Origin of the sequence: Beutenbergia cavernae DSM 12333 (assembly GCF_000023105.1) — a bacterium.
Taxonomy (GTDB): Bacteria; Actinomycetota; Actinomycetes; order Actinomycetales; family Beutenbergiaceae; genus Beutenbergia; species Beutenbergia cavernae.
The window spans coordinates 2936638-2961107 of sequence record NC_012669.1 but is presented as its reverse complement, the minus strand read 5'-3'; the positions used below and the strand labels follow the sequence as shown (position 1 = coordinate 2961107).

Here is a 24470-nt window from a genome sequence, read left to right as displayed (position 1 = left end):
GCATGTCGATACAGCGAGCAAGCCCGATGCCCGGTGCGTAGCATCACGTGGTGAGCTGGCGGCGCGCGGTCGCGGAAGATGCGCAGATGCTCGTCGACCTGGTGGCCGCAGCCGGCCGGGAGTCGATCGGTTACGCAGAGGCAGCGGGACTGCTGCGGTCCTGGACCGTCGTCGTTGACGCGGCAGGTGGTCGAGCCAGCGCCGCCGTGGCTGTCCTGCCCCCTGATCCCGGGCGGCATCGCGGCTACGGCGCCTGGTGGGAGCGGGAAGCGAGAACCCAGCCACGTGCCGCGACTCTGGTCGAACGCCTCGTCCGCATCGCCTCCAGTCTGCCCCTGGTGAACACCCTGCAGGTGTCGGTCGCCGCGGACGACGGTGCCAGGACTCAGGCCCTCGAGAGCCAGGGTTTCGAGGCGGCGGTGCCGGTGTGGACCATGCGCCATGACGCCCTGTCGCGCCGCGCCGCGACGCTTCCTGGCCCTCTCCGCGTGGTCGGCTGGGACGAGGCGTGGACATCGTCGTTCAAGCGCGCATACGACGTCGCGTACGCCGACCAGCGCATGGTGGAGGCGCAGACCCCGTCGACGTGGGTCGGTCTGATTCGTGACGACGCCCTCGTGAACGACGTGAGTGTGCTCGCGGTGGACGCCGACTCCCGAGTCGTGGGATTCGTGCTGGCTTTCGCGCACGGGTCCGGCGTCGAGCTGGGACCGATCGGCACGGTGCCGCGATGGCGCGGGAACGGCGTCTCGTCCGCGCTGCTCGGCGACGCGCTGAGGCGTTGCCGTGAGCTACGGCTGGATCCGGTGACACTGACGGTTGACGGTGAGAGCCCGACGGGCGCGCACGAGATCTACCTCCGGCACGGCTTCGCCGTCACCGAACGACTGGTCGCCTACCGCCGCGCGTTGGAGACCGAGGCCTGGACGGGCGTCAGGTGATCAGCATCCCGGAGGTTCTCCGAAATCACGCTGTCGCCGCTGGTGCCGAACGCTGGCTCGGGGACCTTCCAGCGCTCGTGAACCACCTCGAGCAGCAGTGGGACATCGTCGTCGGTCGCCCGCTCGCCGGTGCCACCGAGGCCTACGTCGCGGAGGCGACGACGAGAGCTGGGCTACCGGTCGTGCTGAAGCTTCTCGTTCCCCTGGTCGGGACGAGGGCACGCCACGAGATCACCGCGCTGCGCCTGGCCGACGGCCAGGGGTGCGTCGCCCTGCTCCGCGACGACCCCGACGTGGGCGCGCTCCTGCTCGAGCGGCTGGGTCCATCGCTCCTCGAGCTGGGTGTCCCCATCGCCAGACGTCACGAGATCCTGTGCGACACGGCGGCGAAGGTGTGGCGGCCGGCGCCGCACTCTGGACTCCCGACCGGCGCCGACAGGGCTCAGCGGCTGGCCGCCTTCGTCACCGAGTCGTGGGAGCGGCTCAATCATCCGTGCTCGGAGCTGGCGATCGATGACGCGCTCGCGTGTGCGCGCCGCCGTGCGACCGCTCACGACGACGAGCGGGCGGTGCTGGTCCACGGTGACGTGCACCAGCTCAACGCCCTCCAGGCGGGCGGGGAGTTCAAGCTCGTCGATCCTGACGGTCTGCTGGCCGAACCCGAGTGCGACATCGGCACGGTGATGCGAGGCGACCCGGTCGAGCTGCTCCGGGGCGACCCGCGGGAGCGGGCCTGGCGGCTCGCCGCTCGCACGGGCCTCGACCCCACCGCCATCTGGGAGTGGGGAGTCATCGAGCGGGTCGCGAGCGGGTTGCACTGCACCGAGATCGATCTTCAGCCACTCGGCCGCCGGACCCTGGCCGCCGCCGATGCCGTCGCCGGCTACCAGATGGGACAACCATGACGCTGACGCCCGAGGATGCCCCGCCAGGCGGGGGATCTCCGGTGGGTTCGGCGGCGCCACATCTCTGGAGCGGAACTGCAACGGCTTGCCTGTGGCGGGCCGCTTTCGAAGTAGGCGGTGCTGCCGCTGCGGGTTGAGCCGCTCGATCGCGGGTGAGCCTTAGGCGTCGGGACGGCCGTATAAAACCGCCCCGAGTCAATCCTCGACACTGCAATCAATCCTCACGGCGAGTCTCCTTCAAGGGGTGGGAGCTACACCCCTCACACGCACCATCTGAGAAGCCCTCAGGCTCGTCGGCCTTGCCACCGCCCCGTGCGCCTGGCCAATGGCGGCCGCTTCCGGTGTCGGGATGGTCCCGGCGCCCTTACGATCACCGATGTCACGCGGGTCAGCGCAGGACCGAAGGGGTGGGCGCGATGAGTGAGCCCGTTGTCGAGGATCCGAACGAGTTTACCGGCGAGGAGTTCGGCGATGAGTCCACACCTGACGTCCTCGCCAAGTTTCTCGACGCTCTTGCCACGGAGCGGGGGCTGCAGGCAGCGGACCGTCAGGCTCTCGAGGATGCTGCGAACACCTCCAGCGCCGCCCGCTCGGCGGGCGAGTCGCTCGCTAATCAAACTGCCGTCGCTCGAGCTCACGCTCGCGTCGAGGCGGAGGATCTCAGCAGCGACGAGCAGGAGCTGGCCGATCTCACGCCTGACCAGTCCCAGGAGCTGAAGGAGTCCGCGTCGGCGGTCCGCGAGACCGTCGAGGACCTTGCTGCCGACGCCACGCAGAACAAGGGCCCCCTCTACACCAGACTGAAGTTGTGGTCCTGGATCCTCGGACTCGTCGTCGCCACCACCACTTCTGTCACGGCGATCGTGGCCGCGGTGCTGTTGCAGAAGGCACGGGAGCAGGGCGACCCGAGTGACGGGGGCACGGACGTCGAAGACCTGTCTCCGGAGCTGAAGGCTCTCCTGCAGCAGCGGGCCGACGAGTGGAAGGCCCTCCGGGCAGGTCAGCTGTGCGATCGGATTTCCGCCTTCGCCGACGCGTACGCGCAGTCAATCCTGGCGCAGGTCACCGTCGTCCGGGAGCTGAAGCTCCTGCTCGCGCCAGCCGACCCCCAAGAACAGAGCAGCTACGAGGCCTTCCTCGTGCAGGTCGCCCCGGCGCTGGGGATTCAGGCCGAGGACGCGTACATCGCCACCACGTCGGTGCCGCGGTACCGAGCGGTCTACGCCTTCGTCAAGGCGACCCAGAAGCCCGCGGGGGCGTGGGGGGCCGCCGGCCCTCTGACCAGCCTGGAGGCGGTCGCGGTCCTCGAGATCGCACTCAGTCGGATCCATGTAATGCTCAAGAACACAGGTGGGTGACAGCATGCCTGGTACCGCGATCCTCCTAGCCGGCTGGGCCGACCAGACCCGTGCCGACGCCTACGTTGCTTCGTTGCGCATTGGGGCAGGCGTGATCCGCGACGCTCGCGACGTCCGTCACCTCGACGCACTTCCGACCATCCTCGGTCTTCACGACCTCCCATCGGAGTTCACAGCCGCCGCTCGGCAACGCGCGGCGATCCAGCACGATACGGCGATCGCCTTCTGGCGCAAGCGGCTCGGTCACCCCTCCGACGTTGTCGCCGACGGTTGCGGCTTCCTCGCGAACGCCGTCGACGACCTGCCCCAACACGCCTTCGCGTACTGGCTGCGGACGCCCGACGGCGAACTGGCCGTCCTCCCGCCGGGCGTGGGCTTTCGGCTCGACAGCCAGCGCCTCGTGATCGACGCCCCCGTACCCGCGGCGCCGCCGCGTACCGCGGCACCTCCAGCGGAACTCGCCCTCGGTGTCCATCCCCTCGCCGGTGTGAGCGGATGGGACATCATGTCCGAGATCGGGAACCTCGCATCCCTTGCCGGGATGATGGCGATGAGTGCCAACCCCGCGGTCGGCGGCGTGGTCATGATCGGCGGCTCTATTCTGTCCTTTATATTCCAGCAGGTCAAGAATTCGAACACCAATCCGCCGGACCTGCCGAGTGCCGACCGGATCCGTAGCATCATCGTTCAGGCCCTCTCAGATGAATACGTCCGCGAACTCGGAGACCAGGCGTCGGCGATCCTGGAACTCGTCGACGACGGCATCAAGGGCACGTGGAACCAGGGCAGCGCGCCGAACGATACCGCGTATCACGACTGGGTGACGTGGCTGGACAACGCCGTCGACCCGACCCAAGGTGCCACCGTGACGATGGCGGCCACCAAGATCGACGTTGGACTCGCCGATCAGGACAGCAACGGATGGATGACCGGCTTGCAGCATTTCCCCGCGTTCCTGGCAGCGGCGGGAATCGAGATCATCATCCACCAATTTGAGACTCTGCGCACCGGCGCCGAGAGCGGCTTCGGCACCGGGCCCAACCCCACCTTGAATGCGGCGTTCCGGACGAGCGTCGAACGAGGGCTCAACCGCACGAACGCCCTGCTGGACGCCGCGACGCAGCACCGCACGGATGCGGCGGACCAGATCACCAAGCGCCTGGCACGCATCTCCGCGGTGACGGAGCGACCCAGCCCAGACGCAGCCGATCCGAACGGAACGATGTTCCTGGACTACGTCATCCGCGACAGCGGCGGCTACCCGGCCCTGCTGACGGGAGACGACGTCGTAGGGTCATACTCGGAGCGGGCTAACTGCTGCGACAGCGCTCGGGCCGGTGACACGATCGACACCGCCAACACCCAGCGCGACGCGGAGATAGAAAGGCTGCGAAAGTTGTGCGCTGTCGCCTATGGGGTCCCCGATGGCGCCGCGCTTGATGGCGTTATCGCCAACTGGAAGAAGGCCCGCGACGACCTCCAGAAAACATTGAACACCCTCAAATAGGCACATCCGCTGGCAAGGTACGCATTTCCTCAGCGGCGACACCTCGGTGCTCGGCCGACTCGGGGCCGTGCTCGACCCGGGCGACCCCGACTTCGCGATGTCATGCCATGACCTGCCGGGCTGCCACATCGATCCCATCCTTGCCCCGGCGGGGTTGAGGTCGCCGCCGCGGGTAGACGCGCTATCTCGGAGCGGAGCGATAGTAGTGCTGCTTGACCGGTAGTTGGAAGCCGCGGATCAGCCGGGTGCGCTCCGCTTGGATCTGCTCGAGGGTCGCCTGCGGGTACTTCTTGAAGAACGCGCGCCAGTTCTCGTTCCAGAGGCCGCCGGGTCCGACCTGGCGCGCGATGTCGTTGGCGTCGGGGAAGCGGCCTCCGCTGTGGAGCTGGTGGTGGATGTTCTCTGGGATGCGCACTACGTGGGCGTGCGGATCGATTCCGACTCGGCTCCAATGGTGGGCGAACTCGTCCGCCTGCGGGTAGATGTGGTGCTCGACCGTGGCCCACGCTTCTACCGGGATGCGGGATGGGCGCGGGCGGACGGGGGGTATCCGGATGCCGCCTCGGGTGTCCTTGATGAAAGCCCTCAGGCTCGCCGTGGAGACGTCGGTTGCGAGGCTGCGGATCGCCCGCTTCGCTAGCGCCTTGCCGACACCGTATGGGAGGTCCCAGAAGTCAATCGGGTCCAGGAACGGCTCCTCCAGCGGTCGTTCGCCGCCGTCGACCTGGTTGCCGTGGCGGTCGTGAAGGCGCCAGTACCCTGAGCTTTGATACAGGTACACGAGGCCGTAGCGCGTGTCCCGGCACGGTGTCAGAGTTCCGGACCCGAGGTGGGCCTGCTCCCACGGGGTCAGGTCCGGGTCAGAGCTTGCCGCCGAGGGCGGCATGGGCGGCGCTGTCTGCCAACTGTGCCGCCTGGCCGCCTGGTCGGCGGCCGTGCGCATCCGACCCCCACGTCGCGGGGCCATGGTTCCCGCCACTCGTGACGGCAGGGGAGCAGCGGCAGTCGCACGCAAGGTTGTCGAGCTTTGCCGCACCACGGACTGGAGCCCTGGAGCGAAGTCGGCCATTCTGTCACCCACGGGCTGCGGCATCGCAGTAGCAGCCGCCGGGCGCAACGCCGTCGACGCCTGCCGCAGCGTGGACTGGAGCCCGGGAACGAAGTCGACCATCCTGCCCGCCACGGGCTCCGGCATCGCAGTGGCGGCCACGGGGCGCAACGGCGCCTCCACTCGACGCCCCCCTGTGACGAGGATCAACGGGATCGGCCCCTCGGGCGGAGGTTGCGTGCTGACAATCGCATCACGTACCGCGTAGTCGAAGCCACGCGAGAAGTCGGCCATGCCAGACGGCACCGGGTTCGGACGATACGCAGGAGGTGCGTCGCCGAGGTGCGCCGGCTGCTGGAAGCGGGGCGGAGTGATCGCTGGTGGCCGGTGAGCCTGCATGGGTCGGGTGATCATCGGTGTCGGCCGGCGGAGAGGTGACTGCAGTCGCGGCATGGTGGGCAGCGGGCGGTACACCTGCGCGGCTCTGCGGATCGCTGGCGTCAGTCGCTGCAGCGAGCCCGCCATGGTCATGGTTCGGCCTTCTCCAGGCGGATCAGGTCGTCGACCAGCGCAAGGTTGAAGTCGACCTCGTCGGCTGCCTGCTGTAGCTGCTGAACGGTGATTCCGCGGTTCGCGCAGAACTGCCGAACGCTCTCGTCCTCGACGGAGATAGGCAGGCCCGCTGCGTTCTGTAGCCAGTGAGTGATCCCCCGGCGGAGCTCGGAACTCGGTGTCCGGGGTCCTGCGAGCAGGGTGGTCAGGTCGTCCCGGATACTCTCCGCTTCCGCCCGCAAGAACCGCTGGATCTTGCCCTCGTAGCCGTTCATCACGGCTGAGGCCATGTCCGCGAGGGTCTGGATGATGCGCTCGGTCTGTTCCTTCCCGATGCCGTGCTGGCCCAGGACATGCCGGATCACCGCGTGAGCCGGCGTCGGAGTGTCTTTCGCGCCCATCAATGCGGACGGCGAAACGAGCTGCAGATCTCGGAGGCTCTCGGTCAGCTGCCGGCACTGCACCGGGTCATCGACAAAGGCATTGGTCACGCAGAACACCAGCTCTGCCCAGCGATCCGCCTCGGAAGCCCAGGGCACGGCGCCCAGTCCCTCCTGCTGACGAGCAGCCATCTCACGGAGTTCGGCACTGAGTTCCATGGCATCACACCGTATCGTGAGGGCCAACTCACGGCCCGCGCACCCGTCCCGGCCGGCGGGCTACGCCCGATCTGCCCGAAGGGCCTTGAAAAGCACCACTCGGCGAGAGGGTCTGACCCAGGGGTCGGAGACATCCACAGGCGGGGGAGCCCGCTCAGCGCCGACAGCCTGACACGCGTAGCGTGACCGTCAGGAAGAGGCGTGACGTTGGGCCGCGAGCGGTCGAGCCGCCACGGTCACCACGAATGTTACCTGGAGGAAACGCGTTGGGACCCGGAATCGTTGAGATTCCCGGGCCCCCCGTGGGGTGAGTGACGGGACTTGAACCCGCGACATCCGCGACCACAACGCGGCGCTCTACCAGCTGAGCTACACCCACCATGTGCGCCAGAAGCGCTCGCCTAGTGTAGCGGCCCCGGCCCGGTGCCAGAGACGGCGTCGACGCCGTCCGCCCCCGCCACGCCGGGCTCGGCCGGCGGGGCCAGAGTGGCCGCCGTGGGTGTCCGCGTCACGCGCGCCGCCACCTTCTTGACGGTCGCGCTGTCCGGCCCGGGCTCCCCGGGAAACAGGGCCGCGCGGTAGTAGCGGAGCTCGTCGATGCTCTCGGCGATGTCGGCCAGCGCGCGGTGCCCACCCGCCTTCGGCGGGGAGTTGAAGTAGACGCGCGGGTACCAGCGCCGCGCGAGCTCCTTGATGGAGGAGACGTCGATGATCCGGTAGTGCAGGTGCCCCACGAGGTCCGGCATGTCCCGCTCGAGGAAGCCGCGGTCGGTGCCGACCGAATTGCCGGCCAGGGGTGCGCGGCGCGGGTCGGGGACGAGGCGCCGCACGTAGTCGAGCACGAGCGCGTGCGCCTCGGCGAGCTCGACGCCGCCGGCGAGCTCGTCGAGCAGCCCGGACGTCGTGTGCATCTCGCGGACCACGTCGCCCATCGCCTCCAGCGCCCCGGGCGGGGGAGCGATGACGACGTCGATCCCGCCGTCGAGCGGGTGCAGCTCGGAGTCGGTGACGATGACGGCGACCTCGACCAGCGCGTCGGTGGCGAGGTCCAGACCGGTCATCTCGCAGTCGATCCAGACGATCGGGTCCTTGGCGGAAGGCTGACTCACACCGCCAGCCTAGGGGCGAGCTCGCGGGTCGGGCCGCACGCTCGGGGTCGGAGACCGCTGGCCTCCGGCCCCGGGCGCACGGCCCGACCGCGTGAGTCGACCCGCGCGGCGCGGGTCGTCATCGCCGTCACCGCTCGGCGACGAGGTCGAAGTCCTCGGCCGAGCACGTGCGCGTGGCGACGTGTGCGGAGCGGCGCGCGGCCGCTGCCCGGCGGACGCGGGAGACGATGCTCCTGCGCTCCGTGGCCTCGAGGAGCAGCTCTCGGCGTACCTCGCGGGATATCTCGTAGACCGTCTGCGGATGCATGACACAACCTCCGGTGGATGGGGGATGCCGGCGAGCGCCGACGCGGAGCAGCACATCAGGCCCGGGTGACGCGGGTCACGCGAATATCCGGCCTCCGGACGCGCGCGTCCGGAACGTGGGACACGCACGCTCGACGGGTTCTGGCAGAGAATGACGTGTGCCCTACCTCGCGCCTCCGCCGCTCGCCCTCGCGCACCGCGGCGGCCTCGCCGAGGCACCGGAGAACTCCCGCGCCGCGATCGAGCGGATGCTCGAGATCGGCCTGCGCTATCTCGAGACGGACGTGCGGATCACTGCCGACGGCGAGGCCGTGCTCGCGCACGATGCGACGCTGGAGCGGGTCATGGGCGATCCGCGGCCGGTCGCGGCGGTGACCTGGGACGAGGCGTCGGCGCTGCGGGACGCCAGCGGCGAAGGGCTGGTCCGGCTGGCGGACGTGCTGCGCGACTTTCCGCGGCTGCACGTGAACGTCGACGCCAAGTCGGACGACGCCGTCGGGCCGCTCGTGCGCACGGTGCTCGCCGCCGGTGCCGGGGACCGCGTGTGCGTCACCTCGTTCGACGCCGGCCGCGTCCGCCGTCTGCGCGCCGGGCTGGGCGACGGCGTCGCGACCGGGACGGGACTGGCCGACGCCGTGCGGCTGTGGGTCGCGTCGTGGCTTCCCCGCCCGGCACGCGGGCTGGCGCTGCGGACGGTGGCGAGCGCCGCCGTCGCGCAGGTACCGGAGAACTGGCGGGGCCTCCACGTCCTCACGCCGGCGTTCCTGCGCGCCGCGCACGAGCACGGGATGCAGGTGCACGTGTGGGTCGTCAACGCCGAGGCGGACATGCACCGGCTGCTGGACCTCGGCGTCGACGGCCTCGTGACGGACCGGCCGAGCGTGCTGCGCGGCGTGCTCACCGAGCGCGGCCAGTGGCGGGAGCACGCCTAGAGCGAGCCGACGGCGTCGGCCACGTCTCGGATCGTGGACGGGCGGATCGGCGTCCGCCGCGATGCCGAGCGGTGCCTACGCTGGGCACGGCAGGGCGAGGACTGGCGGAGGAGCACGATGAGCGTCGAGACGGACACCACCACGGCGAAGTTCACCGAGTATGCGCACCCGGAGCGGCTCGTGAGCACCCAGTGGCTCGCGGACCACCTCGGCGCTGCCGGGCTCGTCGTCGTCGAGTCGGACGAGGACGTGCTCCTCTACGAGACCGGGCACATCCCGGGTGCGGTGAAGATCGACTGGCACCTCGACCTGAACGACCCCGAGATCCGCGACTATCTCGACGGCGAGGGCTTCGCCCGGCTGCTCGGCTCGCGGGGCATCTCCCGCGACACGACAGTGGTCATCTACGGCGACAAGAACAACTGGTGGGCCGCCTACGCCCTCTGGGTGTTCTCGCTGTTCGGGCACACCGACGTCCGCCTGCTCGACGGCGGCCGGGACCGGTGGATCGCCGAGGGCCGGCCGATCACCACCGTGGCCCCGGAGCCGACGGCTGCGGAGTACCCGGCCGTGGAGCGCGACGACGCCACGATCCGCGCGTTCAGGGACGACGTGCTCGCGCACCTCGGCAACCCGCTCGTCGACATCCGCTCGCCGCAGGAGTACACCGGCGAGCGCGTCTCGATGCCGGACTACCCGGAGGAGGGCGCGCTGCGCGGCGGGCACATCCCGACGGCGCGCAACGTGCCGTGGGCGCGTGCGGTGGCCGAGGACGGCACGTTCCGCCCGCGCGAGGAGCTCGAGGCGATCTACGGCGCCGGCGGGCTCGGGCTCGGCAGCGACCCCGTGATCACCTACTGTCGCATCGGGGAGCGCTCGAGCCACACCTGGTTCGTCCTCACCCATCTCCTCGGGCTCGCCGACGTCCGGAACTACGACGGTTCCTGGACCGAGTGGGGCAACGCCGTCCGCGTGCCGATCGTCAAGGGCGCCGAGCCCGGCGCGGTGCCGCACGCGCGCTCAGCTGCCGCCGTCTGAGCACGGCTCCCATCGCGTGCGGTGGGAGGATGGGGAGATGACCCAGCCCACGCTGTCGGCCTCCCCGGCCCTGCCCGGATCGCTCGCCGCGATCCAGGAGGACTTCCTCGCCCTCGGGGTCAAGGACCGCCTGCAGCTGCTGCTCGAGTTCTCGCAGGGGCTGCCCGACCTGCCCGCCCGGTACGCCGAGCACCCGGAGCTGCTGGAACCCGTGCCGGAGTGCCAGTCGCCGATCTCCGTGTTCGTGGAGGTCGACGGCGACCACGTCCGCTTCTTCGCCTCGGCGCCGCCCGGTGCGCCGACGTCGCGCGGGTTCGCGGCGATCCTCGCGGAAGGGCTCGACGGGCTGACCACCGCGGAGGTCCTCGCGATCCCCGCTGACTTCCCGCACACGCTCGGCCTCGACGAGGCGGTCACACCGCTGCGGCTGCGCGGGATGGACGCGCTGCTCGCCCGCGCGCAGCGCCAGGTGCGGGAGCGCCGCGCCGCATGAGCGCCGCCGATCGTGCGTCGGACGGCGCACGCCGGGCCGCGGACCACCCCGCTCTGACGGCCCTGGCCCGGGTCGGCCTGGTCGCCTACGGCGTCGTCCTCGTGCTGGTCGGCTGGATCGCGTTCCGGATGGCGTGGGGCAGCGCGCCCGCCGAAGGCGATCAGGCCGGCGCGATGGCGCTCATCGCCGACGCTCCCGGGGGAACGATCCTGCTGTGGGTCGTGGGGATCGGGCTCTTCGCGCTCGCGCTGTGGCAGCTGACGGAGGCCGCATGGGGCTACCGCGACCAGGACGGCGGACGGCGCCTCGCGTCGCGGATCGGGGCGGCCGGCAAGGCCGTCGCGTTCGTCGTGTTCGGGATCCTGGCCATCAGGACGACCGGTGGCGGCGGATCGGGCGGAGGTGAGGCGGCGGCCGGCGGTGTGCTCGCGTCCCCCGGAGGCACAGCGATCGTGACGGTCGGTGGCCTCGCGGTCGTCGCGATCGGCGTGTACCAGGTCGTCCGCGGCGTCCGGCGCGACTTCACCGACCATCTCGACGGCGCCATGTCGCCCACCGCCCGGGCCGTCGTCGAGCGGGTGGGCGTGGCCGGGTACGTCGGGAACGGGATCGCCCTCGCCGTCGTGGGCGGCCTGCTGGTCCGCGCCGCGCTCACCGAGGACCCCGAGGCTGCGGGCGGCCTCGACGCCGCGTTCCGCACGATCGCCGGCCAGCCGTTGGGGCAGGTCCTCCTCACGGTCGTCGCCGTCGGCTTCGTGGCGTACGGGGTCTTCCAGTGGGCTCGGGCGCGGTACGAGGACCTGTAGGCCGGCACGGAGCCGGAGCCACGCGCCGCCTGAGCGTGCGGACCGCGCGGAGCGGGGCGAGCCTTGGGGCATGCACTCCTACACGTACCTGCTCATCGGCGGGGGAATGGCGGCGGACGCCGCCGCGCGGGGGATCCGCGACCTCGACGGCGAGGTCTCCATCGGGATCGTCGGCGCGGAGCCGACGGCGCCCGTCCAGCGGCCGTACCTGACCAAGAAGCTGTGGCTGGACTCGGGCACGCCGTTCGACGACGTGTGGCTACGGACGGCGGAGGACACCGGGGCGGTGCTGCGCCTGGGGGAACGGGTCGTCGAGCTCGACACGGCGGCTCACGTCGCACGCACCGACGTCGGCGAGGAGTACCGGTACGACCGGGCGCTGCTCGCGACGAGCGGCACACCGCGCCGGATCGGCCTGCCGGAGCACGACCGGGTCATCCCGTTCCGCACGGTGCGCGACTACCAGCGCCTGCGGGAGCTCGCCGGGAACGGACGGCACGTCGCCGTCGTCGGCGGCGGCTTCATCGGCACGGAGCTCGCGGCGGCCCTGGCGCAGAACGACACCCGCGTCACCATGGTCTTTCCCGAGGCGCTCGTCGGCGCTGCCACGTACCCGGCGCCGCTCGCCGCGCACCTCGACGCCGCGTTCGGCGGCGCCGGGGTCGAGGTTCGTGGTGGGACGACGCTCGCATCAGGCCGCGTCCGCGACGACGGCTCCGGCGTCGTCCTCACCACCTCCGACGGCGACGCGATCGAGGCGGACGCCGTCGTGCTCGGACTCGGCATCGAGATCGACCTGTCTCTCGCCGAGGCGGCCGGCCTGCGCACGGAACGGGGCGGCGTCGTCGTCGATTCCTTCCTGCGCTCGTCCGACCGAGACGTGTTCGCGGCCGGGGACGTCGCCCGGTATCCCGACAAGATCCTCGGGCGCACCCGTGTGGAGCACGTCGAGGCGGCGCAGACGATGGGCCGCCAGGCGGGTCGCAACCTCGCCGGCGCGGCCGAGGAGTACACGTTCACGCCGTCGTTCTACTCGGACCTCTTCGCCGACGGGTTCGAGGCCGTGGGGCGACTCGACGCGCGGCTCGGGACCGTCGAGGACTGGCGGACGCCGCCCGGCGGCGACGGGCAGCCCGAGGGGGTGGTGTACTACCTGGAGGGCGACCGGGTGGTCGGTGTGCTCCTGTGGAACACCTGGGACTCGACCGACAAGGCCCGCGCCGTCCTGGCCCGCGGGCGGGTCGACCCGGCCGAGCTCCCCGGCACGATCTGACCGTCAGGTCGCGAGCACGGAGAGCGACTCCTGGAGACCGTCCCAGGCGGTGCGCGTGTCGTCGCTCGCCACGTGAGCGGCGCGGAACTGGGCGGTGTACAACGCCACCTCGGCGAGGTCCCAGCGCAGGCGGTACAGCTCGACGGCGGCCGGTTCCACGGCCGTGCCGGTGCGCGCCTCGTAGTCGTCGGCGATGCCCGGGTCCTGGTCGACGAGCGACCACAGGTCGCGTTCCGGCGGGGCGAACGCCGCCGTGTCCCAGTCGATGAGCACGGGGCCTGACGCCGTCGTGATGGTGTTCGCGGCGTGCGGCTCGCCGTGGGTCAGGACGAACCGGCTCGCATCGAGCCGGGTAGTGAGGGCGTCGTACCGGGCGAGCCCGTCGAGCACGGCCGCCGCGTGCGTGGCGAGCGCCTCGGCGGCGACATCCGTGAACGGACCGGGTGCCGACGGCGGGGCGTGGCCCGCGAGCGCTCCCTCCAGGCCGGCGCGGCTGGGGATCGTCAGGTCGTCGGGGAGCGCGAGCGGCGCCGTCGTCCTCCCGACGCCGTGCAGCCTCACGAGCAGGCGGACGACGGCGTCCCGTGCGGCGGGATCGGGGTAGGCGCCGTAGGCGTGGGTGCGGCCCTCGACGAACGGGTACAGGGCTGCGACGAACTCGTCCTCGCCGTCCAGGCACACGCGGCCCAGCACGGAGCGCTCGGGCGCGATGACGAACTCCAGCCCGGCATCCCGGAGGTGCCGCGCGGTGACGAGGGCGGCCACGAGCCGGCGGCGCGGCTCCGCGAGCGGCTCGTCGGCGTGCGTCCGCTTCGCTCGCAGGTCGTCCATCGTGAGGAAGTGGCGTCCGCCGTCGCGCGTGCGCACGTTCCAGTGGTGGCTGCCGAACCCGACGGGGGCGTAGGCGACGTCGACGACGTCGAGATCCCACCCGACGCGCACGGCGCGGGCCGCTCGCTCGTCCGGGATCTCCGGCGGTGGCGTGAACACGCACGTCACGTTAGGCGCGCCGGTGCCGCGCGGGGAACCCGATTTCGCTCAGGGCAGCGCGGCCCGTGCGTTCACCCGCCGGTCGGCAGCACGGCCAGGTGGACGGTGGCCAGGGAACCGACCTCGAGCCCCTCGGCGGCCCGGACGCCCTTCTTCACGGGCAGCACGTAGCTGCCGCGCTTGTCGTCCGGGAACACGGACGTGCGCCACGTGGTGGCGCCGATGCGCACCTCGACCCGCACGGCGCCGAACCCGCGAGGGGAGTCGCCGGTGAGCTCCAGGATCTCGTCGGCGTGCTCCGGCGGCACCGTGAGGAAGACCCAGGAGGAGTCGGGCTTCCACCACCACAGGGCCGCGTCGAACGTGTAGGTGGCCGCGCTCACGTCTGCGAATCTAGCCGCCGGCGCCGACACGCGACTCTCTCGGGCGGTGGCCCGGCGGTAAACACCGTGCCGTCGACCGACGCGCGCGGCCATGCTCGGGGCATGACACCTGCGACGGCTGAGCTCGTCCGCCCTGACCGCTACCCGCGTTCCGCCGGGTACGACCCCGCCTGGGTGCTCGGGCTCGACATGGGGCCGCACCCGCTGTGGCAGCTCGAGGACCTCCTCGCCGACGTCGAGCTGCAGCCGGGGGCGCGCGTGCTCGACCTGGGCTGCGGGAAGGGTGCCACGTCGGTGTTCCTGGCTCGTGAGCTCGACGTCGAGGTGGTCGCGTTCGACCTGTGGGTCGAGGCGGACGAGCTCCACGCCACCCTCGAGGAGGCGGGCGTCGCCGACCGCGTGAGCGCCGTCAACGGCGACGCGCGCGACCTTCCGTTCGCGGACGACGAGTTCGACGCCGTCGTGAGCATCGACGCGTTCGAGTACCTGGGCACCGACGTGCGCTTCCTGCCCGGGCTGCTCCGCGTCGTGCGGCCCGGCGGCGCGGTCGGGATGACGACGCCGGCCCTGCGGACCGACCCGTACGAGAGCGACCCGCCTGGCTACGTGACGGACGTCGTCGGCTGGGAGACCGCCGGCTGGCACGCTCCGCAGTGGTGGGCCAGGCACTGGGAGCTGACCGGCCTCGTCGACGGCGTCGTCGCGCGTCTCCAGGACGGCGGCCGCGACGACTGGGTGCGCTGGTGCCGCGCGCTGGGAGACGGGCCGGACGCCCCGGTGCGCCGGATGCTCGAGGCGGACACCGCCGAGGAGCTCGGTTTCGCGGTGGTCAGCGCCCGCAAGCGGTAGCGATCGGACGGTGCCCCGAGCAGGACTCGAACCTGCAACCTACGGATTAGAAGGCCGTTGCTCTATCCATTGAGCTATCGGGGCTGCAGCCCCAGCGTACTGACGCAGGCACCGGAGGCGCGGACGGTCGGCGCGATCGCGTCGATTTGCCCCCTGCCGCCCGGCGCGCACGTTTGGCGGCACGCGCAGCCGAACGGCAGTCTGTGGGGGTGAGCACGCCCGCGGTCCACGCCGACCACGTCGAGCCGACGTCCCGCGCCTCCTCGGCGAGGGTCGCGCCGGTGCTCGACGTGGTCGTCGACCTCGAGCGGAACCTCGCCGACACCCCGCTCCCGCTGGAGCTCGAGGGGGCCGCCCAGGCGCGACTCCTGCGTGACCGGGTGCGCGCGCAGATCACGTCCCACCTCCTGCCGCGGCTGCGCCAGCTCGCGATGCCGGCGATCGTCGTCGTCGGCGGCTCGACGGGCGCCGGGAAGTCCACGCTCGTGAACACGGTCGCCGGCGAGGTCGTGAGCGAGGCCGGCGTCCTGCGGCCGACCACGAAGCAGCCGGTGCTCGTCGTCCACCCGGACGACCGGGAGCTCGTCGCCGACCATCCGGTCGTCGAGCACACGGCGCTCGTCACCGCCGCCGGCATCCCCCAGGGCGTCGCGCTGCTCGACGCGCCGGACCTCGACTCCGTGCACACCGAGAACCGGCACCTCGGCCTCGAGCTCGTGGAGACCGCCGACCTCTGGCTCTTCGTCACGACGGCGGCCCGGTACGGCGACGCCCTGCCGTGGGGGATCCTGCGCACGGCCGACGAGCGCGGCGTCTCGCTCGCCGTCGTCCTCAACCGCGTGTCCGCCGACGTGCTCGTCGAGGTCCGCGCCGACCTGCTGCACCGGCTCGACGAGGCCGGGTTCGGGTCCGTGCCGATGTTCGTCGTCCCCGACGCCGGCCCCCACAGCGGACCGCTGGAGCCGCGCTACGTCGAGGACGTCGTCGGCTGGCTCGAGCTCCTGGCCGGCCGGGCCACCGGGCGCGGCGTCATCGCCCGGACCCTGCGCGGCGTCTGGGCGCCGTTGCGGGCCGAGATCGCCACGCTCACGGCAGCGGTGGAGGCCCAGCTCGACGCCGTCGACGCGCTCGCCGCGGCGGCGCGGGCGGCGGCCGCGGAGCCGGCGGACGCGCTCGCCGAGCAGGTCACCTCGGGCGGTGTCGCCGAGGGGGCGCCCGTCACCCACTGGCTCGCCGTGGCCAGCTCCGGCGCCCCGCTGGCCCCGCTGGTCGACCTGCCCCGCGGCCGGCTGGCCGCGCGCCGGCTGCGGCGCACCACCCCGGAGCGGACGACGGCGCTGCGCGGGGTTGCGGCGGACGCCCGGCAGGCGTTCATCGACCTGGTGGGCGCGGCCGCGCTCGACGTCGAGCTGCGGATCCGCGAGGCGTGGGACGACCCGGCGCTCGGCGGTCGCGAGCTCGCAGCCCGGCTCACCCGCAGCGACGCCGTCGAGCGCCGCGGCGCGCGCATCGTCGCCGCGTGGGACGGCTGGGTGGGCGAGGTGCGCGCCGTCGTCGAGAAGCCGGAGCTCCCGCACTCGGCGGCCGAGCTCGACGGCGCGCTGCTCGACGACGAGGGCCGCGTGCTGCTGGTCGCGCTCGCCGCCGTCGGGATCGAGGGGGCCGCCCGCGCCGCACGCGCGATCTGGCCGGACGCCGCCGACGTGCGCATCAACCGCGCCGCGACGCTGCTCGTCGACCGGGCCCGCACGGTCATCGCCGCAGAGGGCGAGACGTTCGGCAGCCTGGCCGTGGCGGAGATCCCACCGGATGCCGCGTCGGCACTGCGCCTGCGCGCCAGCGAGCTGAGGGCCCACGCATGAGCACCACGACCACGACGGAAGAGGGCCGGCGCCTCAGGGCGCGTCTCGACGAGCTGCACGAGATCCTCGCCGCGACGCGCGTCCGGCTCGCTCCCGACGTCGTCGCGCGGACCGAACGGGACCTCGCCGGGATCGCGACCCGGCTCGACCTCGGCGTCGACCACACGGTCGTCGCCCTCGTCGGCGGCACGGGTTCGGGAAAGTCGTCCCTGTTCAACGCCGTCTCCCAGCTGGAGTTCGCCGACGTCGGGGCGAAGCGGCCGACGACGGCGCAGGCGAGCGCGTGCGTGTGGGGTGAGCCGGCGGACGCGCTGCTCGACTTCCTCGAGGTGGCGCCCACCCGGCGCATCGGGCGCGAGAGCGCGCTCGACGCCGACGAGCAGGCCGAGCTGCGCGGGCTCGTCCTCCTCGACCTCCCGGACCACGACTCGATCGAGGTCGGCCACGCCCGCCAGGTCGACCGGCTGCTGCCGCTCGTCGACCTGCTCGTGTGGGTGGTCGATCCGCAGAAGTACGCGGACAACGCGTTGCACGACGCGTACCTCCGCGAGCTCGCCGCCCGGCAGGACGCGATGCTCGTCGTCGTCAACCAGTCGGACACGCTGACGCCCGCGGCGTTCGACGAGGTGCGGGCGGACGTGGAGCGGCTGCTCGCGGCGGACGGGCTCGACGAGGTCAGCGTGCTCGGCGCGTCGGCCAGGACGGGTGACGGCGTCGCCGCCGTCCGAGCCGTGCTCGCGGAGGTCGTCGCTCGCCGGACCATGGCGGAACGGACGGCGAGCGCCGAGGCCGGCGCGGTGGCCCGCCGGATGCTCGCCGCGCTCGGTGCGAAGCCGCGCGAGGCGGAGAGCGCCGCGCACGTCGCGGACCGGCTCGGCGCGGTGCTGGGGGTGCCGGCCCTGGCCTCGTCCGTGGCCGCGGCGCACGCCAGCGGCGGGGTCGTGCTCACCGACGTGCGCGCGCCGTCCCTCGCCCGGGTGGCGGCCGTGCGCGAGGCGTGGCTCGCCCGCGCCACGGACGGTCTGCCGGACGCGTGGGCACGGGAGGTCCGCTCCGCCGTCGCCGGACCGGAATCGTTGCGCGACGCCGCCTCGGCGGCCCTGGCCGACGTCGTGGTGCCGCGACCTCCCGAGCGCGGGTGGTTGGCTCGGCAGCGTCGCGCCCGGAACGAGCGCGAGGGCGCCGAGGCGGCCGTCGCCTACCGCGATGCGGCTCAGCGGGCCCTCACGCGGGTCGTCGCGGATCGCCTGGTCGACCCGGCGCAGCGGGTGCTCGGCGAGCTCGCCCGCGCCCGGACCGCCCTCACCTCCGACGCCCACGGGTTGTCCCCGGCGACGGCTCCGCCCGCCTCCGGCTGAGGCGTCCACAGGCTCACGGCGCTCGACCGCCGGCCCCGGTCATCCTGGCGATGCGGCGCGACACCTCGCCGCAGGACCTGGGAGGGGCCATGAAGAACGACATCCACATCACGGTGAGCGGGCGCGCCGGGAACACGGCGACGCTGTCCCGGAACGGCAAGGACTACGCGAAGTTCCGGCTGGCCAGCAACCGTCGCTCGCGCAACGCGCAGGGGGAGTGGGCCGACGAGCCCACGCAGTGGTTCACCGTCAAGTGCTGGGGAGAGCTCGCGCACAACGTCGCGGCGTCCGTCCGCACTGGGACGCCGGTGCTCGTGCGGGGCGTGCTCGGGGCGGAGACCTACCTGAACGGGCAGGGCGCGGAGGTGACCGATCAGGAGATCCGCGCGAACGCCGTCGCCGTCGAGCTGTCCCACGGAATCGCCACGTACGCGAAGACCGTCCGGGAGAAGGACGGGGCGCAGCCGTCCCCGGATGCGGGAGACCCGCGGGCGGACGACCCGTGGGGCGGCACGGCCGGCGGTGGCGAACCCGCGGACTCGGCGGAGCCGGCGGCGGACGCGGAGGAGCCGGCGCTGGCGAACGCCGGGGCGAGCGAGCCGCCGTTCTGACGCCGAGGGGGTGTCCGTCGGCAGACGACGTAGGCTGGTGCGCTGGAACCCACCCGCTCAACCCGCTGGGAGAACAGTGGCCGAGTACATCTACTCGATGGTCCGCGCACGCAAGGCGCACGGCGACAAGCTCATCCTCGACGACGTCTCGATGTCGTTCCTGCCGGGCGCCAAGATCGGCGTCGTCGGCCCGAACGGGGCCGGGAAGTCCACGATCCTCAAGATCATGGCCGGGCTCGACACGCCGTCGAACGGCGAGGCTCGGCTCTCGCCGGGGTACACGGTCGGGATCCTTCTGCAGGAGCCGCCGCTGAACGAGTCGAAGACGGTGCTCGGCAACGTCCAGGAGGCCGTCGCGGACATCCTCGCCAAGAAGCAGCGGTTCGACGAGATCGGTGAGGAGTTCGCCAACCCGGACGCGGACTACGACGCGCTCATGGCGGAGATGGGCAAGCTGCAGGAGGCGATCGACACCGCCGACGCGTGGGACATCGACTCCAAGCTCGAGCAGGCCATGGACGCGCTGCGCTGCCCGCCCCCGGACGCCGACGTCACGCTGTTGTCCGGAGGCGAGCGGCGCCGCGTCGCGCTCTGCAAGCTGCTGCTGGAGGAGCCCGATCTCCTGCTGCTCGACGAGCCGACGAACCACCTGGACGCCGAGTCGGTGCTCTGGCTGGAGCAGCACCTCGCGCGGTACCCCGGCGCCGTCCTCGCGGTCACGCACGACAGGTACTTCCTCGACCGCGTCGCCCAGTGGATCGCCGAGGTCGACCGGGGCCGCCTGTACCCGTACGAGGGCAACTACTCGACGTACCTCGAGAAGAAGTCCGAGCGCCTGAAGATCCAGGGCAAGAAGGACGCCAAGCTCGCCAAGCGTCTCGCCTCGGAGCTCGAGTGGGTGCGACAGAACGCCAAGGGTCGGCAGGCCAAGTCGAAGTCCCGACTCGCGCGCTACGAGGAGATGGCGGCCGAGGCGGAGCGGACCCGCAAGCTCGACTTCGAGGAGATCCAGATCCCGCCGGGCCCGCGCCTCGGCTCCGTGGTCATCGAGGCGACCAACCTGCGCAAGGGCTTCGGCGACCGGATGCTCATCGACGGGCTCTCGTTCACGCTGCCGCGGAACGGGATCGTCGGCGTCATCGGCCCGAACGGCGTCGGCAAGACCACGCTGTTCAAGACCATCGTCGGGCTCGAGGAGCTCGACGCCGGTGAGCTGAAGATCGGCGAGACGGTCAAGATCTCCTACGTCGACCAGTCGCGCGGGGGCATCGACCCGGAGAAGACGCTGTGGGAGGTCGTCTCGGACGGGCTCGACTACATCCAGGTCGGCAACGTCGAGATCCCGTCACGCGCCTACGTCTCGCAGTTCGGGTTCAAGGGTCCGGACCAGCAGAAGCCTGCCGGGGTCCTGTCGGGCGGCGAGCGGAACCGGCTCAACCTGGCGCTCACGCTGAAGCAGGGCGGGAACCTGCTCCTGCTGGACGAGCCGACCAACGACCTCGACGTCGAGACCCTCGGTTCGCTGGAGAACGCGCTGCTCGAGTTCCCGGGCTGCGCCGTCGTGGTCTCCCACGACCGGTGGTTCCTCGACCGCGTCGCGACGCACATCCTCGCGTACGAGGGCGACGAGGCCGACCCGGCGCAGTGGCACTGGTTCGAGGGGAACTTCGCGGCCTACGAGGAGAACAAGGTCGAGCGGCTCGGTCCCGAGGCGGCGCGTCCGCACCGCGTCACCTACCGCAAGCTCACGCGCGACTGAGTCTCGGCAGGGCGTCGCTCGTCGCGCCCTCGCGCCCCGTGCGGCGGGCTCGGGCAGACTGCGCGCATGAGCAGAGGCGACGACGGCGCTGTCGCGGGGGACGACGTCGCCCCGGCGGACTCCGCCGCCGGGGTCGCCGACGCGGGTGAGGACCGCCCGGCCGCGCCCGGCGCGGGCGACGACCGCCCGGGCGTGCGCAGCCCTGGGAGTCTCGAGAGCGACGACCTGCTGGCCGCGCTCGAGACGCTCCGGGGCCGGCTCGGCGCGCTCCGCCTCCCGCTCGAGGTGCCGGGCGTCGCCGCCGACCGTGCCGACGCCGCAGCTGCCCGCGACCAGCTGGACGACTACCTGCTCCCACGGCTGCGGTCCCGAGCGGCACCTCTGCTCGTGGTGGTCGGCGGGTCGACCGGCGCCGGCAAGTCGACGCTCGTCAACTCGCTGCTCGGCGAGCACGTCAGCGCCGGGGGCGTGCTGCGGCCCACGACCCGCGCCCCGGTGCTCGTCCACCACCCCGACGACGCGGTCTGGTTCGCCGGCGACCGGGTGCTGCCGCACCTTCCCCGGGTGACGGGGGAGCCGGGCGCCGCGCCGCCGGGGGGCTCGCGCTCGTTGCGCCTCGTGGCGAGCGATGCCCTCCCGCCCGGTCTCGCGGTCGTGGACGCCCCGGATGTCGACTCCGTCGAGACTGGCAACCGCGAGCTCGCGGCCCAGCTCCTCGCCGCCGCCGACCTGTGGCTGTTCGTCACCACGGCCGCACGGTACGCCGACGCCGTGCCCTGGGACCTGCTCCTGCGCGCCGTCGAACGGCGTGCCCAGGTCGCCCTCGTCGTCGACCGTGTCGACCCGGGTGCCGAGGCCGTCGCCGCGGACCTGCGTCGCATGATGGAGACCCACGGCCTCGGCGACGCGCCCCTCTTCGTCGTCCCCGAGGTGTCGCTCGTGGAGGGACTGCTCCCGGAGGACGCCGTCGCGCCGGTCGCCGCCTGGCTCTCCGACCTCGGCTCCGACCAGGCGGAACGCGACCGGGTGGTCGAGCAGACGCGGGACGGCGTCGTCGACGACCTCGTCCGCCGTACCGTGGGACTCGCCGCCGCGGCCGCCGACCAGGCGGAGGCGGACGCCCGCCTGCGCGAGGTGGTGCGCCTCGCCTACGCCGAGGCCGCCCGCCAGGTGGACGCGGCGACGTCGGACGGCGTGCTGCTCCGCGGCGAGGTGCTCGCCCGCTGGCAGGACTTCGTCGGCACCGGCGAGTTCTTCCGCGGCGTGGAACGTGGTGTGGGCAGGGTGCGCGACGCCGTCGTCGGCTTCTTCCGCGGCCGACCCGCCCAGGCGCCCCAGGTCAGCTCGGCGATCGCGCACGGTCTCGAGGCGGTGGTGCTCGACGCGTCCGACGGCGCCGCCGAGCGTGCGTTCGCGACATGGCGGGCGGACCCGGCGGGCGCGCCGCTCGTGGATCTCGACCTGGGGAGGTCCTCGCCTGGCGCTGCGGACGCCGTCGCCGAGGAGATCCGCGCCTGGCAGGGCGACGTGCTCGAGCTCGTCCGGGAGCAGGGAGCGCACAAGCGCGGGGCGGCACGTGCGCTGTCGTTCGGGCTGAACGGGCTGGGCGTGAGCCTCATGGTCGTGGTCTTCGCCTCGACCGGCGGACTCACCGGCGCGGAGATCGGCATCGCCGGCGGGACGGCCGTCGTCGCACAGAAGCTGCTCGAGGCGGTCTTCGGCGACGACGCCGTCCGGCGGCTCGCCCGTCAGGCGCGCGAGCGGCTGGCCGAACGGGTCGACCGCGTCCTGGACGCCGAGCGCGGGCGGTACACCCGGGCGCTCGACGCGCTCGGCGCGGACCGCCTCGGAACCGACTCCCGGGCGCTGCAGGCGGCGGCGCAGGACGTCGAGGCGGCCGCGCGCGCGGAGCGTGCGGCACGGAGCGCGGCCCGCGGAGCGGCGGCCCCGGGCCGGCACGCCGCTCGGCGGCTGCGTGGGGCGGACGGGGCCGACCCGGAGCGGGCCGCCACGGAACCCCACCGAGGGCCGGGATTCTGGCGACGCCTGTTCGGTGGACGGCGGACCGGCGCGTGAGCGTCGCACTGGCGGAGCGCGTCGCCGCGCTCTCCGAGGCCGCCGACGCCGGTGCCGGGCGCCTGCCCGCAGACCTGGTCGACGACGCGCGCGCCGTGGCGCGCCGGGCACTCGAACGCGGCGGCCTGTCCGCCGAGCACACGGTCGTCGCGCTCGCGGGGGCGACGGGGTCGGGCAAGTCGTCGGTGCTCAACGCCCTCGTCGGGACCGAGCTGGCCGCCGTCGGCGTCCAGCGTCCGACGACGTCGCACGCGCTCGCCGCCGTCTGGGGCGGCGGCGCCGACCCGCTGCTGGACTGGCTCGAGGTCCGCCGCCGGCACACCGTGGACGGCGCGCTCGCGGCCGGCCCGCTGAGCGAGGCGACGGGCCGGTGGCGCCGGCGCCGCTCGGCCAGCGCGCCGGGCGGGCTCGTGCTGCTCGACCTGCCGGACCACGACTCGGTCGTCACCGACCACCGGCTGCGCGCGGAGCGACTCGTCGAACGGGCGGACCTCCTCGTGTGGGTGGTCGACCCGCAGAAGTACGCGGACGCCGTCCTGCACGAACGGTACTTGCAGCCCCTGGCCGGCCACGGCGCCGTCGTCGTCGTCGTGCTCAACCAGATCGATCGGCTGTCCGCGCAGGAGCAGGCGGCGTGCCTGGCGGACCTGCGCCGCCTCGTCGCGCAGGACGGGCTCGACGGCGCCCGGGTGCTCGGCGTGTCGGCCCGGACCGGTGCAGGGCTCGACGACCTGCGCCGCCTGCTCACGGAGGCGGCGACGCGACGCGAGGCGGCGACGGCGCGACTCGTGGCCGACGTGCGCTCCGTGGCCGGCCGCATCCGGGAGGAGTGCGGCGCCGCCCCACCGCCCGGCGTCCTGGCGCCGTCCGACTCGGCCCAGACCTCCGCCCTTGCGGATGCCGCGGGGGTCGGCACGGTCGTCGACGCCGTCCGGCGCTCCGCCGTGCGCGACGCGCGGGCGGCGACCGGGTGGCCGGTGACGCGCTGGGTCGGCCGGTTCCGGCCCGATCCGCTGCGCCGCCTCGGGCTGCGGCGCGACGCCGCGGCGACCTCGGGCGGGGGCGACCGGCCCGACCTGCGCCGCACCTCGCTGCCGGCCCCGTCGCCCGCGAGCCGCGCGTCGTCGTCGTCGGCGATCCGCGCGTATGTGCGCGACGCGACGACGGGCGTCCCCGAGGCGTGGGCGCGCAGCGCGCGGGAGCGCGTCCAGGGCGGGGAGCCGCTCGCCGACGCGCTGGACGTCGCGGTGGCGGGCACGGACCTCGAGGTGGGCCGCCGGCCCCGGTGGTGGCGGGCGGTGGGCGTGGCGCAGTGGGTGGTGCTGGCCGCCGGGATCGCCGGCTTGCTGTGGCTCGGCGTCCTCGCCGGTCTCGCGTACCTCCGCCTGCCCGAGCCGCCGACGCCCACGTGGGAGGGCTGGCCCTGGCCGACGCTGGCGGTGCTCGGCGCCGTCGTGCTCGGCATCCTGCTCGCCCTGGCCGCCCGAGCCGGCGCGGCGATCGGCGGACGCCGACGCGCGGAGCGGGTCCGGCGCCGGCTGCACAGGGCTGTCGACGCCGTCGCCGAGTCGCGTGTGCGCGGCCCGGTGCGCGAGGAGCTGGCCGCGCTGGAGGAGTGCCGTGGCGCCGCGCTCCGGGCCGCGGGCTGAGGCGGGGGGCTGAGCCGGCGCACCCTCGGTGCGAGAATCGGCTGCGCCGACCCAGCGAGAAGGAGT

22 protein-coding genes and 2 tRNA genes are annotated in these 24470 nt (G+C 72.9%); 16 read left to right on the top strand and 8 right to left on the bottom strand.

The annotated features are described in order from the left end of the window. Positions 1-50 precede the first annotated feature (50 nt). From BCAV_RS13410 to BCAV_RS13395, 4 genes are all read left to right on the top strand, one after another. Positions 51-941, top strand: a complete 891-nt coding sequence (locus BCAV_RS13410; protein WP_144016781.1) for a GNAT family N-acetyltransferase — start codon at positions 51-53, stop codon at positions 939-941. Then, the gene (locus BCAV_RS13405) at positions 938-1846 is read left to right on the top strand and encodes an aminoglycoside phosphotransferase family protein (RefSeq protein ID WP_015883145.1); all 909 of its coding nucleotides are present in this window, start codon (positions 938-940) and stop codon (positions 1844-1846) included. The genes BCAV_RS13410 and BCAV_RS13405 overlap by 4 nt, the downstream gene beginning before the upstream one ends. Before the next feature lie 416 nt (positions 1847-2262). Further along, positions 2263-3204, top strand: coding sequence for a hypothetical protein (locus tag BCAV_RS13400; RefSeq protein WP_015883144.1), 942 nt, complete (start codon positions 2263-2265; stop codon positions 3202-3204). Next, the gene (locus BCAV_RS13395; RefSeq protein WP_144016780.1) at positions 3197-4711 is read left to right on the top strand and encodes a hypothetical protein; all 1515 of its coding nucleotides are present in this window, start codon (positions 3197-3199) and stop codon (positions 4709-4711) included. Before BCAV_RS13400 ends, BCAV_RS13395 begins: the two co-directional genes overlap by 8 nt. A 181-nt stretch (positions 4712-4892) precedes the next feature. On the opposite strand, the gene BCAV_RS22985 is transcribed toward BCAV_RS13395, so the two are convergent. The 5 genes from BCAV_RS22985 to BCAV_RS13370 all read right to left on the bottom strand — a co-directional run bounded on the left by BCAV_RS22985 (position 4893) and on the right by BCAV_RS13370 (position 8326). Continuing rightward, the gene (locus BCAV_RS22985) at positions 4893-5654 is read right to left on the bottom strand and encodes a DUF2380 domain-containing protein (RefSeq protein ID WP_015883142.1); all 762 of its coding nucleotides are present in this window, start codon (positions 5652-5654) and stop codon (positions 4893-4895) included. Between the two features lie 632 nt (positions 5655-6286). Next, positions 6287-6910: a hypothetical protein gene (locus BCAV_RS13385; RefSeq protein ID WP_043347213.1), complete on the bottom strand. Its 624-nt coding sequence runs from the start codon at positions 6908-6910 to the stop codon at positions 6287-6289. Positions 6911-7213: 303 nt separating this feature from the next. Beyond that, positions 7214-7289: transfer RNA gene (locus tag BCAV_RS13380), tRNA-His, on the bottom strand. A gap of 22 nt (positions 7290-7311) precedes the next feature. Beyond that, positions 7312-8019 carry an oligoribonuclease gene (gene orn, locus BCAV_RS13375; protein ID WP_015883140.1) on the bottom strand — a complete coding sequence of 236 codons (708 nt, stop codon included), beginning with the start codon at positions 8017-8019 and terminating at the stop codon, positions 7312-7314. 127 nt (positions 8020-8146) lie between these two features. Beyond that, positions 8147-8326, bottom strand: coding sequence for a hypothetical protein (locus BCAV_RS13370; protein WP_015883139.1), 180 nt, complete (start codon positions 8324-8326; stop codon positions 8147-8149). A gap of 157 nt (positions 8327-8483) precedes the next feature. Here BCAV_RS13370 and BCAV_RS13365 point away from each other — a divergent pair, with 157 nt between their 5' ends. The 5 genes from BCAV_RS13365 to BCAV_RS13345 all read left to right on the top strand — a co-directional run bounded on the left by BCAV_RS13365 (position 8484) and on the right by BCAV_RS13345 (position 12867). Further along, a complete protein-coding gene (locus tag BCAV_RS13365) occupies positions 8484-9257 on the top strand; it encodes a glycerophosphodiester phosphodiesterase family protein (protein WP_015883138.1) in 774 nt (257 codons plus the stop codon). 117 nt (positions 9258-9374) lie between these two features. Beyond that, on the top strand, positions 9375-10295 hold the full coding sequence (locus BCAV_RS13360; RefSeq protein WP_015883137.1) for a sulfurtransferase: 921 nt from the start codon (positions 9375-9377) through the stop codon (positions 10293-10295). Positions 10296-10332: 37 nt separating this feature from the next. Further along, entirely contained in the window at positions 10333-10788 is a 456-nt protein-coding gene (locus BCAV_RS13355) for a SufE family protein (protein WP_015883136.1), read from the top strand. After that, a complete protein-coding gene (locus BCAV_RS13350) occupies positions 10785-11594 on the top strand; it encodes a DUF1206 domain-containing protein (protein ID WP_015883135.1) in 810 nt (269 codons plus the stop codon). The genes BCAV_RS13355 and BCAV_RS13350 overlap by 4 nt, the downstream gene beginning before the upstream one ends. A 70-nt stretch (positions 11595-11664) precedes the next feature. After that, entirely contained in the window at positions 11665-12867 is a 1203-nt protein-coding gene (locus tag BCAV_RS13345; protein WP_015883134.1) for an NAD(P)/FAD-dependent oxidoreductase, read from the top strand. Positions 12868-12870: 3 nt separating this feature from the next. On the opposite strand, the gene BCAV_RS13340 is transcribed toward BCAV_RS13345, so the two are convergent. Then, positions 12871-13857: an aminoglycoside phosphotransferase family protein gene (locus tag BCAV_RS13340; RefSeq protein WP_015883133.1), complete on the bottom strand. Its 987-nt coding sequence runs from the start codon at positions 13855-13857 to the stop codon at positions 12871-12873. A 71-nt stretch (positions 13858-13928) separates the two neighbouring features. After that, positions 13929-14240 carry a DUF1905 domain-containing protein gene (locus tag BCAV_RS13335; protein WP_015883132.1) on the bottom strand — a complete coding sequence of 104 codons (312 nt, stop codon included), beginning with the start codon at positions 14238-14240 and terminating at the stop codon, positions 13929-13931. Positions 14241-14342: 102 nt separating this feature from the next. Between BCAV_RS13335 and BCAV_RS13330 the strand changes: the two genes are divergently transcribed. After that, positions 14343-15089, top strand: a complete 747-nt coding sequence (locus BCAV_RS13330; protein WP_015883131.1) for an SAM-dependent methyltransferase — start codon at positions 14343-14345, stop codon at positions 15087-15089. Positions 15090-15100: 11 nt separating this feature from the next. Here the strand turns inward: BCAV_RS13330 and BCAV_RS13325 are convergent. Next, positions 15101-15173, bottom strand: a tRNA-Arg gene (locus BCAV_RS13325). 125 nt (positions 15174-15298) lie between these two features. Here BCAV_RS13325 and BCAV_RS13320 point away from each other — a divergent pair. The 6 genes from BCAV_RS13320 (at position 15299) to BCAV_RS13295 (ending at position 24404) form a co-directional block, all read left to right on the top strand. Further along, complete coding sequence (locus tag BCAV_RS13320) at positions 15299-16951, top strand: GTPase family protein (RefSeq protein WP_144016779.1); 1653 nt, start codon at positions 15299-15301, stop codon at positions 16949-16951. Continuing rightward, a complete protein-coding gene (locus tag BCAV_RS23220) occupies positions 16948-18309 on the top strand; it encodes a GTPase (protein WP_015883129.1) in 1362 nt (453 codons plus the stop codon). The genes BCAV_RS13320 and BCAV_RS23220 overlap by 4 nt, the downstream gene beginning before the upstream one ends. An 89-nt stretch (positions 18310-18398) precedes the next feature. Next, positions 18399-18920, top strand: a complete 522-nt coding sequence (locus BCAV_RS21675; RefSeq protein WP_015883128.1) for a single-stranded DNA-binding protein — start codon at positions 18399-18401, stop codon at positions 18918-18920. Positions 18921-18996: 76 nt separating this feature from the next. After that, positions 18997-20679: an energy-dependent translational throttle protein EttA gene (ettA, locus tag BCAV_RS13305; protein ID WP_015883127.1), complete on the top strand. Its 1683-nt coding sequence runs from the start codon at positions 18997-18999 to the stop codon at positions 20677-20679. A gap of 66 nt (positions 20680-20745) precedes the next feature. Further along, complete coding sequence (locus BCAV_RS23430; protein ID WP_015883126.1) at positions 20746-22755, top strand: P-loop NTPase family protein; 2010 nt, start codon at positions 20746-20748, stop codon at positions 22753-22755. Beyond that, a complete protein-coding gene (locus BCAV_RS13295) occupies positions 22752-24404 on the top strand; it encodes a GTPase (protein ID WP_015883125.1) in 1653 nt (550 codons plus the stop codon). The genes BCAV_RS23430 and BCAV_RS13295 overlap by 4 nt, the downstream gene beginning before the upstream one ends. The last annotated feature ends 66 nt before the right edge of the window (positions 24405-24470 follow it).

Excerpts from the sequence above, each read along its gene's own strand:
- BCAV_RS13400 (WP_015883144.1), top strand. The coding sequence starts at position 2,263 with ATGAGTGAGCCCGTTGTCGAGGATCCGAACGAGTTTACCGGCGAGGAG.
- BCAV_RS22985 (WP_015883142.1), bottom strand. The coding sequence starts at position 5,654 with ATGCGCACGGCCGCCGACCAGGCGGCCAGGCGGCACAGTTGGCAGACA.
- BCAV_RS13385 (WP_043347213.1), bottom strand. The coding sequence starts at position 6,910 with ATGGAACTCAGTGCCGAACTCCGTGAGATGGCTGCTCGTCAGCAGGAG.
- BCAV_RS13370 (WP_015883139.1), bottom strand. The coding sequence starts at position 8,326 with ATGCATCCGCAGACGGTCTACGAGATATCCCGCGAGGTACGCCGAGAG.
- BCAV_RS13360 (WP_015883137.1), top strand. The coding sequence starts at position 9,375 with ATGAGCGTCGAGACGGACACCACCACGGCGAAGTTCACCGAGTATGCG.
- BCAV_RS13355 (WP_015883136.1), top strand. The coding sequence starts at position 10,333 with ATGACCCAGCCCACGCTGTCGGCCTCCCCGGCCCTGCCCGGATCGCTC.
- BCAV_RS13350 (WP_015883135.1), top strand. The coding sequence starts at position 10,785 with ATGAGCGCCGCCGATCGTGCGTCGGACGGCGCACGCCGGGCCGCGGAC.
- BCAV_RS13345 (WP_015883134.1), top strand. The coding sequence starts at position 11,665 with ATGCACTCCTACACGTACCTGCTCATCGGCGGGGGAATGGCGGCGGAC.
- BCAV_RS13330 (WP_015883131.1), top strand. The coding sequence starts at position 14,343 with ATGACACCTGCGACGGCTGAGCTCGTCCGCCCTGACCGCTACCCGCGT.
- BCAV_RS23220 (WP_015883129.1), top strand. The coding sequence starts at position 16,948 with ATGAGCACCACGACCACGACGGAAGAGGGCCGGCGCCTCAGGGCGCGT.
- BCAV_RS21675 (WP_015883128.1), top strand. The coding sequence starts at position 18,399 with ATGAAGAACGACATCCACATCACGGTGAGCGGGCGCGCCGGGAACACG.
- BCAV_RS23430 (WP_015883126.1), top strand. The coding sequence starts at position 20,746 with ATGAGCAGAGGCGACGACGGCGCTGTCGCGGGGGACGACGTCGCCCCG.